Annotated in this window: 11 protein-coding genes; 2 read left to right on the top strand and 9 right to left on the bottom strand. The window is 29.3% G+C overall.

Annotation, left to right across the window (positions count from 1 at the left end):
- Nucleotides 1-25 precede the first annotated feature (25 nt).
- Nucleotides 26-427, top strand: coding sequence for a DUF983 domain-containing protein (locus tag OD91_RS10160; protein WP_144896278.1), 402 nt, complete (start codon nt 26-28; stop codon nt 425-427).
- Here OD91_RS10160 and OD91_RS10155 read toward each other — a convergent pair.
- The 9 genes from OD91_RS10155 to OD91_RS10115 all read right to left on the bottom strand — a co-directional run bounded on the left by OD91_RS10155 (nt 411) and on the right by OD91_RS10115 (nt 12,592).
- A complete protein-coding gene (locus OD91_RS10155) occupies nt 411-1,457 on the bottom strand; it encodes an FAD-binding oxidoreductase (protein WP_144896277.1) in 1,047 nt (348 codons plus the stop codon). The two genes, OD91_RS10160 and OD91_RS10155, sit on opposite strands and share 17 nt — an antisense overlap.
- Nucleotides 1,458-1,533: 76 nt before the next feature.
- Nucleotides 1,534-2,388, bottom strand: coding sequence for a gliding motility protein GldN (gene gldN / locus OD91_RS10150; RefSeq protein WP_144896276.1), 855 nt, complete (start codon nt 2,386-2,388; stop codon nt 1,534-1,536).
- A gap of 21 nt (nt 2,389-2,409) precedes the next feature.
- The gene (gene gldM, locus OD91_RS10145) at nt 2,410-3,942 is read right to left on the bottom strand and encodes a gliding motility protein GldM (RefSeq protein ID WP_144896275.1); all 1,533 of its coding nucleotides are present in this window, start codon (nt 3,940-3,942) and stop codon (nt 2,410-2,412) included.
- Between the two features lie 38 nt (nt 3,943-3,980).
- Complete coding sequence (gene gldL, locus OD91_RS10140; RefSeq protein ID WP_144896274.1) at nt 3,981-4,607, bottom strand: gliding motility protein GldL; 627 nt, start codon at nt 4,605-4,607, stop codon at nt 3,981-3,983.
- Between the two features lie 29 nt (nt 4,608-4,636).
- Nucleotides 4,637-6,016, bottom strand: a complete 1,380-nt coding sequence (gene gldK / locus OD91_RS10135) for a gliding motility lipoprotein GldK (RefSeq protein ID WP_144896273.1) — start codon at nt 6,014-6,016, stop codon at nt 4,637-4,639.
- 99 nt (nt 6,017-6,115) lie between these two features.
- Nucleotides 6,116-7,276 (bottom strand): formimidoylglutamase, encoded by a 1,161-nt coding sequence (locus tag OD91_RS10130; RefSeq protein ID WP_144896272.1) that lies wholly within the window; start codon nt 7,274-7,276, stop codon nt 6,116-6,118.
- A gap of 34 nt (nt 7,277-7,310) precedes the next feature.
- On the bottom strand, nt 7,311-9,794 hold the full coding sequence (gene topA / locus OD91_RS10125) for a type I DNA topoisomerase (RefSeq protein WP_144896271.1): 2,484 nt from the start codon (nt 9,792-9,794) through the stop codon (nt 7,311-7,313).
- 186 nt (nt 9,795-9,980) lie between these two features.
- On the bottom strand, nt 9,981-10,493 hold the full coding sequence (locus OD91_RS10120; RefSeq protein WP_144896270.1) for a hypothetical protein: 513 nt from the start codon (nt 10,491-10,493) through the stop codon (nt 9,981-9,983).
- Between the two features lie 2 nt (nt 10,494-10,495).
- Nucleotides 10,496-12,592: a hypothetical protein gene (locus OD91_RS10115; protein WP_144896269.1), complete on the bottom strand. Its 2,097-nt coding sequence runs from the start codon at nt 12,590-12,592 to the stop codon at nt 10,496-10,498.
- A gap of 217 nt (nt 12,593-12,809) precedes the next feature.
- Between OD91_RS10115 and OD91_RS10110 the strand changes: the two genes are divergently transcribed.
- Nucleotides 12,810-14,231, top strand: coding sequence for a 7TM diverse intracellular signaling domain-containing protein (locus tag OD91_RS10110; RefSeq protein ID WP_144896268.1), 1,422 nt, complete (start codon nt 12,810-12,812; stop codon nt 14,229-14,231).
- Nucleotides 14,232-14,294: the final 63 nt, after the last annotated feature.

Raw genomic sequence — 14,294 nt, 5'->3', positions numbered from 1 at the left:
GAAATTACTAAATTTGCAGCTAGCTATGATAAGAAAAGGAACAAGATTATACAGCCTTATAAAAAACAAATGTCCGCGTTGCCAAAACGCTTCTTTCTTTAAATATAGTTATACTTACAATCCTAAAAAAGTTATAAAGTTACATGATAATTGTTCTTGCTGTGGACAAAAATACATGCTAGAGCCTTCTTTTTATTATGGAGCAATGTATGTAAATTATGGAATTACGGTAGCTCTTTTTGTATTGGTTTTTATCATTTCTAAAGTAATTCTACAGCTATCTATATTAAATAGTTTTATTACCGTTCTCACCATATCATTTTTATTGACACCAATAACATTAAGGTTATCTAGATTAATTTGGATAAATATGTTTGTTAATTTTGACAAAAATTATAAAAAACAAAAAATTAGCCAAACCGCTTAATATCTACCTCTGTTTCTAGTGTACCTCCTTTTTCTAAGTGATTAAAAAGTTGTTTTGCCATTGTTGGAGCAATCATTACTCCTCGAGTTCCTAATCCGTTTAATACTACTAAATTTCCATGAACAGGATGAATTCCAATCAAAGGTCTTCTACCAGCTACAGTAGGTCTAATTCCTGCTGATTGTGAAACAATTGTATATGGAACAGTAATTACCTTCTTTAGTTTTTCCACCAACTCTTCTTTTCCTTCTTTAGATGGGTTTGATGTTTTATCTGTCCAATTAAAAGTGGCACCTACTTTATATAGATGATCACCTAAAGGCATTACAAACAAGGTCGATTTTAATAAAAAATCAATCTGTAAATCTGGAGCATGAATTGTTAGTAATTCTCCTTTTGCTTCATTTAATGGTAAATAATTAAAAAAAGGATTTTGTTTGATACCAAAACCTTCACAAAAAACAATTCTATTTGCACAGGTATCTTTATAATTAACTTGATTTTCTTCAATCTCAATTAAATCATAATCAAACTTTTCAAAAATAATTTTATGTTCCTTTTGCAAATATTCTCTATATCTTTCTACTAGCTTTTTAGTATCAATTCTTCCAGCTTCTTTTACATTTCCAAAGCCAAAATCAGCGATAATTCCGTCTATTTTCTGATGATCAATTATAGGATTAAGATAGTTTGATAACAATGGCTTATCTGATGCTTCAAACCAATTATTTTGGTCTTCAATAGATTTAAAAACTTTTTTTATTTGAAACTTCTCATCGAACTTTGCATTGAATTTTCTTTCTAACCTTTCATAAAAGGGTAATGCGATTTCTAATTGTTCTTTAGCATTCCAAACTGGAGTAAATCGTTTTAAAATAACTGGATTATAAACACCTCCTGCCACTAAAGATGATGTTTGAGAATCGTCTTCAAAGACAATAAAAGACTTATTTGCTTCCGATAATTCTTCAGCAAAAGCTAATCCTGCCAATCCTAAACCAACAATTATATAATCTACCTTTTTTTTCACTCGTCAAAAATAATCTATTCCAAATAAAAAGCGTTTGCAAATTGCAAACGCTTTAATATATAAATGAACCGTTATATTAGTAATTCCACATATCCATTTCTCGATTACGAATACCTTCTTTTATTTTATCGGCTTCTAACAGCTGAAATAAAGAATTCCCGCGGACGTAATCAGATATTTTTCTATTACCAAAAATATTCTCTTCTTGTATGATGACGGAGCTAAATCGCCTTGCATTTAGCAAGTGATCAAATGATATTGGATGTGATGAATTTTTAGGGTTAAAAACTCTTGCTTCGTGTAAAATTTGTCTTGCTGATGGATAGAAAATCCAAAACAAATCATATAATTCGTCTTTTTCTTCTATTTCATCTCTTCCAATTGTTAAAACATCTTTACCCATAGGTGCTAAAGCTATTAATCTATATTTTAATTCACCTTGACGCTTATCAAAATACCACATTCCTTTTATCATATAGCCTTCAATATCTTTGGTTTGAATTTGGAATGTGTCCTTATACTCTCCTCTAATATCTAATAATTTTTCATCCAATTCTGCTTGAGTAACCTTTGTACTAAAGAAAGAATCGCCATATACATCTTTAATCTTACCTGTTTTAACTCCTTTTAAAAGCGTATCAAACAAAGAGCGTCTGTTGTTAGAAATATTTGCAGTATCTATAGGGAAATAGTAAGGTAAATTTATTTTTTGATTTAAATCTATAAATTCCCAAACTACTTTAGACCATAAAATATCTCGATCATCTACATAACCATATGCTAGTGGACCATCATTATCTGCAGCTTCTTGCTCTTGTGTTTTTTTACCTATTTGATCTACTGATGTTGCGTTTAAAAAATTGACTTGAGCATGTACATAGCTTGTTGCTAATAATGCGGTTAAAACGATAATTAAACGATTCCTATACATAATTCACTCTTTTTTAATCTGTTAATTAGTAAGTTCTATACTAACAGGTAAAACCTTTTTTAATTGATAAGATGAGTTTCCTACAATTGTTGCTTTAATATCAAAAATTGTAATTACATCTCCTCTTCTTGCTTTATCTAATGTTCTTTTTGCTCTAGCATTTAACTTACTTCCTACTACTTTTATTGCTAATTGCCCAGGTACTTTTACTGTAAACCCTTGTACTTGTAATTTTAAATCGAATACAAAGTCTGGTAATCCAGCACCAATAGAAGTTCTTCCTAAACTCGCTTTCGGCATTTTTACAATACCAAACTCTCCACGCGCCATTCCCATTGCTGGCGGAATATCTTTTACTCTAAATACTTTTTTAGAAGTAACTGTTTTTCCACTATTTAATTTACCAGTAACATTAATATTTACTTGATTCGACGCACCTGGTCTAATCATATATTTACCAGCTCCAACTTTTCTTAATCCAGAAGCTGACACTGTTAGATCTTTATCTCCAACACCAGGAAGTGATACAGAAATTGGATTATCCAATCCTCTATACACCACATTCATCTTATCTGCAGAAATTACAGCTTCATCTGGCTGTGAGATTACAGAAAAATCACTAGAAAAAGGCACATCTACTGGCTCACCATTTTGGGTAAAAGTAATAGATCCTTTAATCTTTTTATTTCCAACATTACCTGCAGGCATATCAATAATTACTTGACCTGCTTTTATATTTGTATAGTTTCTTCCGTTTAACGTTACTTTATCTGGAACCATAGTTGCATCGTAACGTCCTAAAACAACTTTACCTTGTACTCTGTCTCCAGAAAAATAAGCTGTTTTATCTAACTGTACAATACCTTGATAGTTACTTAATGATAATGCTTCTTCTAATTTACCTCCTAACAAGTCTGAAACAATATCACTCTCTGTGTTTTTGATATCTGCTTGCATTTGGGTTAAATTAGTTAAAGAAGCCACTAAAGGAAATCCTTCATATCTAGCTTTTAACCATTTCTGAGTTTTCTTTCCTCCTCTATTAATATCATCTGTATTAAAACGTTTTGCAACGATTGGTGTAAACTTATTATCTGCTCCTAATACTGAAGAAACATTTGTTCTATAACTATTTATTTTATTTAAAAACTCTGATCCTTCTGGAGTAAAACCATCTCCTTTAAAGAAGTATTCATCTAAAAAATCGGTTTTATCCATAGATTCATATGCAGTCTTATCTTCAACTTTAGCAGTCATTTTTGCTTTTAAGTCTTCTAAATACGAATAAAAGTCAGCAGAATACGTTTTAATTTTGTCCGCTTGTTCTTTTAAAGGACCAAACTTAGCTGCTTGTTCAGAAGCTTTTGTTGCTAAATTATCGTATGCTGAATTATTTTTCTCTGTTGTTGACGCATTATTCTCTGTCAACCTTTCGTTCATAAATCCAAATGCAGAAAGTACTTCCTTACTCATATTCATTGCAAGCATTGCAATAAAAACAAGATACATTAGATTTATCATTTTCTGCCTAGCAGATTCTTTACCTGATGCCATAATTTAATTAGTTTTTAGATTATTTATTATTGAACTAATTAATTTTTTGACATTGCTGAAAGCATACCACCGTAGACTCCATTTAAAGAAGATAAGCTAGAAGCTAACGATTCCATTTGTTCTTTTAATTTTTCTGAATTCTCTACCATAGAACTATTTAATTCAGATTGTTTATTTGCGTTTTCCATTTGTACTTTATACAATCCATTTAAAGATTCCATTTGTACAGCTGCTAAAGAAACTTGATCATTATACTTATTAGTTACAGAGATAGTTTCTGACGCTACGTTTAATCCTTCTGCTGCGGTAGTAAAATTATTAATACTCTTACCTAAATTAGACATTAACTCATTATCTACATTTGCTTCTTTTAATAAGTTATCTAATTTTTTTGATAACATTCCAGAAGGACCGCTAGCTTCTTCATTACTATCTCCTAATTCTGGGTATACTTTTGTCCAGTCTAAATCTTCTTCTGGAGTATCGAATGCTGAAAAAGCAAATACAGCTGCTTCTACTAATAAACCTATTGTTAACATTAATCCTCCTGTTAAAGGACCTATAGAGATATGCTGAATTTTAAATAAAGCTCCAATAATTACAATTGCTGCTCCTAGTCCGTAGACCATATTCATCATTTTCTTTTTTCCTTGTGATTGTGCCATAATTTTTTAATTTTTTGGGGGTTTGATTATTATTGATTAAATTTTCCTAATGAATTTTGTACAGTTCTAAAGCCAATATAGCTTCTTGCTGTATCTGAATATTCGTAATCTCTAGAGCTCACTTCCAAGAAATATGCAACATCTTTCCAAGAGCCTCCTCTAATTATTTTTCTTTTATTATTAATATCTTCTACATTTGGATTCATTGTAGATCCCATTAAATAAGAAGCCATATTATATGCTGTATTTGTCCATTCAGAGACATTACCAGCCATATTATACAAACCATAGTCATTTGCATTAAATGATTTACTTTCTACCGTATATAAAGCACCATCTGCAGCATAATCTCCTCTTACGGGTTTAAAGTTAGCTAAGAAACAACCTCTATCACTTGTTGTACCAGGTCCACCCCAAGGGTATTTTGCATAATTTAAACCTCCACGAGCAGCATATTCCCATTCTGCTTCTGTAGGTAATCTAAATTTAGGTATAGCAACAAAACCTTTCTTACCTCTATTTTTATCGTTTTTATACTTAGTTCTCCAATTACAAAATGCTTTTGCTTGATGCCAATCAATACCTACTACAGGATAATCTCCATAAGCTTGATGGTAAAAATAATCTTGATGCATTGGGTCATTATAAGAATAGTTAAAATCTTTTACCCAAACTGTTGTATCCGGATATACATTAACCATTTCTACTTTTAAGAAATCTTTTCTATTACCCCCTTTTTTAACAGCTGCATTACCATCAAACCAAGAGTATCTATAATTTAAGTGTTTAGGATCAAAAACTCTAATACCATCAGTTGCTTCATCTTTTTTAACATATAAAGAATCCATTACCTCTACATAATCTACATCTGGATAGTCTTGTTTATCCCAAATAATTTCGTTTGACCAATCTAAAGGCTTTAAAGAATCTAATCCAGAACCAAATCCGTAATAGTTCTCAAGCATATATTTATTGTAAGCACTTGTAGTATCTTTTGCTGTTGAAAATGCGTAATCTTGTATTCCGCCATTATTAATTGGTTCTCCTGTTGTTGGATCAACATCAGCACTTAATTCTGCAAATTCTGCTTGATACGCTAACTTTGTTCTAACTATAGAATCTCGTACCCAATGGACAAACATTTTATACTCATTGTTGGTAATCTCTGTTTCATCCATATAAAAAGGACGTACAGTTACAGTTCTAGCGGAAGAACTTAATGTTCCCATTAAATCTTCATCTTGCTTACCCATTGTAAAAGATCCTCCAGGAATTAATACCATTCCTAATGGTTTTTCTTTAAACCATTTAGCTTTAGTTTTTATCCCTACAAGTTCACCTCTATCATTAGATCCACAACTGTAAAAACCTGCTAAAATAAGTGCTAATAATATTATTCTTATCTTCATTTATTATCTAATCTTTCCTAAAAAAGTCTGTAAACGTATCATTTTTTTTATTAAAAAACAATCAGTTTTCCACTTTTTAACGCTAATTTAATCCTTGTTTTAAATCATTTTTTTCATGCCTTTATACCATCTTTCTGGTATAACTTGCTCAACTGCATCTTTGTAATCTTTATATGTACATGGTATTAACGCATGTCTTTTATATTTATTATCCGTTAGTAAATTTATCTCTATCCACCATCTTCCTGTTTTATGGCTCTTATAAAAATTTATTGGGTCGTCATTTTCTAAAACCACCGTAAATTTTTGATAGTTTTCTTTGGTACTAAAAGGATAATCTTTTGCTCTATAATTTACTCCCTCTATAAAGTACCAAATCATTTGCGCTATTAAATGTGCTGTTTGGTAATTGTTATCATGCTTGGCATTGTATTCATAAATACCAAATGATGTTACTTTATCACTAATCCCAGCATATCTTGCAATAGCACAAATCTCTTCACCATAAAATCCGTTTGGCGAAGCATTATTATTTGCTGGCGCTTCACTTTGTCTTACTGCACCAATATCAATACTAACAATGTCTGCATCTCTTAAAATTGGCTCAACTGTTTCTAGGTTTTTAGCCTCACCTAATCGAAAGCTATCAAAATATAAATTTTCTAATAACGCTATTTCTTCTTGAGAATTAAAATAGGTTTGATATCCAATATTGCTATAGTTAAATAAATTATTAGGCTGTTGCATAATAATTTTACTCAAATAGGATTTAGAATTAACTTCATCCTCTAATGATCCTAAATCAAAACGACTATCTACACAAACCAAATTTACGGTTTGCTCTAACGCATCATACGCCTTGTAATTTGAATAGGTAAAGTCTTGCCCACCTCCAATAATTACAGGAATTATATTTTTCTTTAAAAGTGCTTCAATTACATTTTTAGCAGCAAAATAAGTATCCTCAATCATATTTCCTTTAACTATATTTCCTAAATCAGCTATGCTTGTTTTCCAATTTCCAGGAAATAATTGATATAATTGTTTACGAATTAAATGTAAATCTTCTCCACAACCCATATTATCGATTGCGTTTCTATCTTCTTCTATCCCAAAAATGGCTATGGAAATAGTATCTAAATCTGGAAAACCGTCTTGTAAAGTATGAAGACTCATGCTACTACCAAGCGCATGAGAAGGATGCAGCACTAAATGTGCAACAACCGAATCTTTTATAGGGGTTAAAAATTGGAAGTCCATTAATTTATTAAATCAGACAATGCAATATAGTAAACTATTTCTTTTTGACTGTTTTTTTTCTTGTTGTTTTCTTTTTTGGTGTTTTTGCTTCTATCAATTTCACAGCTTCTTCTTTCTTCATTTTTTCAATTTTTGTTGTTTTAGGAAGCTCAACTTTTATTTTTCCTTTGATAACGTTAAAACGTCCCCAACGTGCCTTTTCTACACGAATACCAACGTCTTCCCAATTATGGATAACCTTATCTATTTCTTTCTGCTTTTTTACTTCAATTAATTCAATAATATCGTCATCAGAAAGGTTATCAAAATCGTATTTTTTATTTACGTTGATAAACATTGAATTCCATTTTATAAAAGGCCCAAAACGCCCAACTCCTTTTTGAACTGGTAATTCTTCGTAGTGATAAATTGGTGCATCTGCCTTTTGTTTTGCAACAATTAATTCTTCTGCCCTTGGCAAATCTACCTCCATAGGGTTTTCACCTCTATCAAGAGAAACAAACATGGTTCCGAAACGAATATACGGTCCAAAACGTCCATTAGATACTATAACTTCTTCACCTTCATAAACACCTAAAGTTTTAGGAAGTAAGAAAAGCTCTAAGGCTTCTTTCATAGTAATAGTTCCTAAATTCTGGTCTTTATTTAAACTTGCAAAAGACTTATCTTCATCTTCTGGCGCTCCAATTTGTGCAATTGGCCCAAATTTACCAAGTCTTACTAAAACTGTTTTTCCAGATTCTGGGTGTTTTCCTAAAATTCGCTCTCCACTTTCTCTTTCTGCATTTTCTTTTACATCTTCAACAGTTTTATGAAAATTAGTATAAAACCCTTTTATCATTTCTGTCCAATCTTCACTACCTTCAGAAATATCATCAAAAGAATTTTCCACTTTAGCAGTAAATCCGAAATCCAAAATATTAGAAAAGTTAGCAACTAAAAAGTCGTTTACAATATTTCCAATATCAGTTGGAATTAATTTATTTTTATCTGAACCTGTTTTCTCTGTCAACATTTGACTTTTAACAGTTCCATTTGATAATATCATTTGTTGATACTCTCTTTCTAAACCTTCATTTGTACCTTTTTCTACATAACCTCTTCTTTGTACAGTAGAAATTGTTGGTGCATACGTAGATGGTCGTCCAATACCTAACTCTTCTAATTGCTTTACCAATGAAGCTTCTGTAAAACGATACGGTGGACTTGTAAATCTTTGCGTTGCATTGATAAAATTATAATCTAAATTTTGACCAATTTTTAAATTAGGCAACATTCCTGCTTGCTCTTCATCTTCATTGTCATTTCCTTCTAAATACACTTTTAAGAAACCATCAAACTTTATCATTTCTCCGTTTGCGGTGAAGATTTTTTCGTTTTCAGAATTATCAATTTTTACATTTGTACGTTCTAATTGCGCATCACTCATTTGAGAAGCCAATGTTCTTTTCCAAATTAAGTCGTACAATCTATTTTGATCATATTCAGATGAAATAGAATGCATTTTCATATTTGTAGGCCTAATAGCTTCATGCGCTTCTTGAGCACCTTTTGCCTTCGATTTAAAAACACGTTGTTTACTATATTCTTCTCCGTAATAACTTGTAATTTCTTCTTCGGCAGCATTCCTAGCATCCACAGATAAATTAACACTATCTGTTCTCATATAAGTAATTAGACCCGCTTCATATAAACGTTGTGCCACCTGCATAGTTTTACCTACAGGGAAACCTAATTTTCTTGATGCTTCTTGTTGTAAAGTTGATGTTGTAAACGGAGCAGCTGGTGATTTTTTTGCTGGTTTTTTTGTTAAATCTGCAATTGAAAAATCAGCATTAGAGCACGATTCTAAAAAATCTTCTGCAGACTTTTTAGAATCGAAATTTTTTGGAATAGTTGCTTTAAATTTTTTCCCTTCGCTATTAGAAAATTCTGCAACTACTTTATAATGTGTTTCTGCATTAAATCCTATAATACTTCTTTCCTTCTCTACAATTAAACGGACTGCAACAGATTGTACTCTACCTGCGGATAAACCTCCTTTTACTTTACGCCATAATACAGGCGATAATTCGTACCCAACAAGCCTGTCTAAAACTCTACGTGCTTGTTGTGCGTTTACCATGTTATAATCTATATCTCTTGGATTATCTACAGCTTTTAAAATTGCGTTTTTAGTAATTTCATGAAAAACAATTCGTTTAGTATTCTCATCCGTTAAGCCTAATTGTTCTTTTAAATGCCAAGCTATCGCTTCTCCTTCTCGATCCTCATCACTTGCCAACCAAACAATTTCTGCTTTTTTAGCCAGCGCTTTTAACTTCTTTACTACCGGTTTTTTATCATCAGAAATAATATATTTTGCGCTAAAATCGCCATCCACATCTATTCCTAATTCTTTAGACGGTAAATCTGCAATATGACCAAAACTAGACTCTACTTGAAAATCTTTTCCAAGAAATTTCTCTATTGTTTTTGCTTTTGCGGGTGATTCAACTATTACTAAATTCTTTGCCATAAATGATATCTGTTATCAATTTTACACCATATATATTATAGTGTATTGAGCCTGCAAAAGTATATAGTTTTTTTTTAATGGAAAATTTAAATGCCTTTTATGAGTTATAATTTAACTTTTAACACAGAAAAAAATTATTAAATTTAGATAATAGAAATAGCTCAATCACCTAAATTAATAATTCCGTTAATCATTATTTGTATTATCATCTGTAGGCAAAATATTTGATTTTTGCATGTTTTTAGTTATTTTTTCTGCCATCTCTAAAAAGGTTTTATAAATATTTGTTACCTCACTCTTTGATAGGCTATGATTAACACTAAGTTCACATGCCCTGTATAATAATTCTCTAATTATCAAAACAGAAGGTGTTCTACCTGACAACAATGTAGCACCAATACTATTGCTATCACTAAACTTATCTGAATTATCTAGTGTTTTTATTGAACCAGAAATATCATTACTAGCGTTAAGCAAAGCATCTGGTGGTGGTGCTAAACAATAACCCTCATTTGCTGTCTTTTTTATAAAAAAAGACAATCTTGAGTCTGGACTAGTTGCTGCAATATCTATACCTTCTCTATCATGTACTAAATTATTATGCTGTAAATTTTTACTAGAAACACAGTTCAAAAATAAATGTGCAAATATTAATAAGAAACTAACTCTAATGCTATTTTTAAATATTTTATTTTTCATCTTTAAAATTTTAGATTTGTTTTACTAGACCATATAGCCTTATTTTTTTTATCATAAACAACTGCATTTCCATCATCTTGCATTTTAAGCACATATTTTCCTTTAGGTTTTGCATCTTTTTTCTTACCTGAAGACCATGCATGCGAATTATCTTTTTTATAAACAGTTAAAATACCATCATCTCTCATTCTAAGTTTAACTCCAGACTTTCTACTTGTTTTGGAGCTCCAAGTAGCTTTTTTAAACATATTATAAATAACTAAATTACCATCATCTTGCATAATTAATTTAAAGGATCCATCAGGAGAAACTATAAATTCTCCTTTTTTCAATTCTTTATTTGAACTTAAAGAGCTACCTTTTTTAGTATAGTATTTAACAGATTGGTTTATTTTATTAGCTAGTTTAGCGGCTTTATTATCCGTTATATTATCTACATAAATAATATTTGGTTTAATATTTTGAGTAATATAATTTTCAATTTTATTTAGATTTTTATTTGCTTCGTTTGCTAAATCTATGATGCTTTTTCTTTTAAACAGAGTTATATCTTTGTGTTTTTTAATTTTTTTCGTCCCTGTTTTAATTTTTTTCCATTTTTTCCCTTCTGCAAGATTAGCAATATTCGCTCCAAATTCCTTAATTAATTCTTCTGTAGATTTTTTAACCTTTTTATAAACTTCTTTAACATCTATGTATGGTATTCTAATTTTATTATCCAATAAACATTTAACAATTTGATTTTTATCTTGTGTTAATGTCCATGAGAGCAAAAAATAACCATCTATGTTTTTGTTCATTTTTTCTCTCTGATCTTTAAACATATTATTCAAGTTATTTGAATTAGAATATTTATCTATTACTTTAAATGAACTTTTATTAAAAAAGCCTTTGTTTAAATACTTTTTTGGGATCATATTCTCTTTATCCATAATAATAATTACGGTTGATTTCCCTCTTATTAAATCATTGATTATCAAAGAGTTTATGTCTTTAAATTTATTACTTGCAATGTATAAATGTTTTATATTGGAAAGTTCCTTAAATAAATTATCCCATTCACCTTTATTAAACTTTCTGTAATCAGCATTACCAACATCAGTATTTCCTGAGTGAGATAAATTTAGAATTATAAGTTCACTATTTACTTCTGTAAATCTATTTATATCCTTTACTATTTCTGTAATTTTTTGACCATTAGCACCTTGCCATGAATTTGTTGATGGTGTTTTAAATTTAAATTTATTTTTTAATTCTTTTTTAACCCAGTCTTTACCCCCAGGTATCAAATCAAAAGAAAACTCAATTCCTTTTTTTATTGTATTAAATGCTTTATTTTGAATACTTGTGATTTCTTCCCCAACATTAAAGTTTAATTTTCCGTAATGCCCTGTATAAAATTTCCCATTACTAATTACAGGTCTTATATCAAAATATCTAGCACCAAAACTTAATTGATCAAAAATATTTTTAGACTGTGTGTTAGTATTACAATCATTAGACAAAGAGGTTCCGCCATTTCTTGTATTTGCCCCAGAATCATGAGAACCTACAATAGTAATTTCACTAATTTTTTTATCACCTATAATATCTAAACTGTTCTGCATCCATTGTGGAGAATATTTTTTTCTACCTTTAAAAGAACCTGAAGACCATACTGCTTTCTTTTTAGAGTTTTTATTAATATATACTACAGCATTTCCATCATTTTGCATTATTAAAAATGGCTTGCCCTTATTTTTCTTTTTGCTAGATGACCATGCATGCGATTTGTTTTTTTTATAAATTGTTAAAATACCATCATCTCTCATTAAAAGCCTTACACCTCCTTTATTTTTAGAGTTGCTAGACCAAATATGTTTTCCTGTAAAATAATGAACTACAAGATTTCCATCTTGATGTAATATTAATTTATACAAACCATTTTTAGATTGTAAAAACTCATTTTGATGTAAATTTTCTCCAGATTTTAAAGTATTTCGATTTTGCTTTTTATTTGGTTTTTGATAAGAGAAACTCTTTTTTAACGTTGAGTTTGCATGTACAATAAAAAATGAGTTAATTAAAAGTAATACTGTAATAGTTAGTGCTTTTTTCATAATAAAGATTTTATATTTTTAGTTATTATATAAACCGACTATTATAAAGAATTGATTCTTTTATTTAAATTAGTTTATACTTGTTTAGTTATATACTATCAAAATTAACTATACTTTATGTGCTGTGAAATGAGGCTTATGCCTTAAATATCGACTTAAAACTATTTTCGTATTTTTAAAAAAAATGTAGATATCTATCTAATATTGATTTATTATAATGATTAAAGTAACTTTTTCTTCCCTAAAAATTTTTACACAATTATTATGTCTCTTAGTTTTTATTTTATTTTTTACAAGCTGCAACAAACCTATCTCAGATAAAAAAATTGAACTTAGCATATGGAAAACTACAAAAGATACTATTGTAGAAAATAATAATCCGCTGTTACCTTATCAGAATAGTAAAAGTTTAGAAGTAAATTATGGATTGTGGACGGAGGCTTTATTTTTAAAAATAAAATTGCCTGAAAAAAAATTGGAAAATTATTTTTTAAAAATTGGAAACCCTCTAACAGATAGTATAACAGTTTATATAAAAGAAAACAACATTTTTAAAGAGTTACAAACTGGCATGTTAATTCCTGGTGTTAAAAAACCACAATTACATATTTTACCTTTAATACCGTTAAACAATAATTACAGCAATACTATTTATGCTAAAATTAAGAGTAGAGTATCATTAGATATCTCTGTATCATTACTATCAAAAAAGCAAACTGAAAACTCTTTCATTAACATAAGTTTAAATGCAGGAATTATTTTTGGAGCTTTAATAGTTTTTATAATTGGTGCAATTTCTATTTACATTAAGCAGAAAAATAATGTTTATCTCAATTATATTGGTGCAGGTATTTTTACTCTTTTTACACATTTATTCTTAATAGGCTTTCCTCAATATTATTTTTTTTCTAATTCAATACATGTTAGTTATTACCTGTTTTATATATCTATGTTTTTTGCTGCCTTTTATATTTTACTTTTTACAAGAGATTTACTAGAAACAAAAGAAAATTATGTAAAAGGGTATAAAATTCTACAATTTTTATCCATTTCTTTTTTGTTATTAAATTTTGCATTGTTTTTCTTACCAACTTTTTGGCTATCAACCATAACTATGATTGTAATGAGCATTTATTTCTTTGCTATCATTTTTATTGGAGTTAAAATTTCTTTGCAAAGAAATAAGATTGCTTTAACTTTTGCCTTAGGGTGGTTTATTTACATTTTTGGAGGATTATTAAATTTCTTAAGGGTATTAGAATTAGTACCAACAAATTTCTTTACCCAAAACATTTCTAGTGTAACCCTTATTGCAGAATTTTTTGTCTTTTTAATAACTTTAGTTTTCTTTTACAAAAAAAGAAAACAACAGGAAGAAGAATTGATTTTAAATATATCTCAAAAAATAAAAACTGAATTAAATGAACCTAATAAAAACAAATACATCAATCTTTTATCTAAAACGGAAATAAAAATTATTGAAATGATTGGATTAGGTTTTACAAGTAAAGAAATTGCTGACAAACTTTTTGTTACAGAAAAAACAATTAGAAATCATAGATATAACATATCGAAAAAGTTAGAACTTACCCCAGAAAAGAACAATTTATTAAAATGGGCACTTCAAAATACAGTATAACTTACTTAAAATATTTTATATGACAATTTGTCATAAAATTTAGATTTTGGTTGTATCTTTGCT

The organism is Lutibacter sp. Hel_I_33_5 (assembly GCF_007827455.1).
Taxonomy (GTDB): domain Bacteria; phylum Bacteroidota; class Bacteroidia; order Flavobacteriales; family Flavobacteriaceae; genus Polaribacter.
The sequence above is the reverse complement of the archived record's forward strand: the minus strand, read 5'-3'. Positions and strand labels throughout refer to the sequence as shown.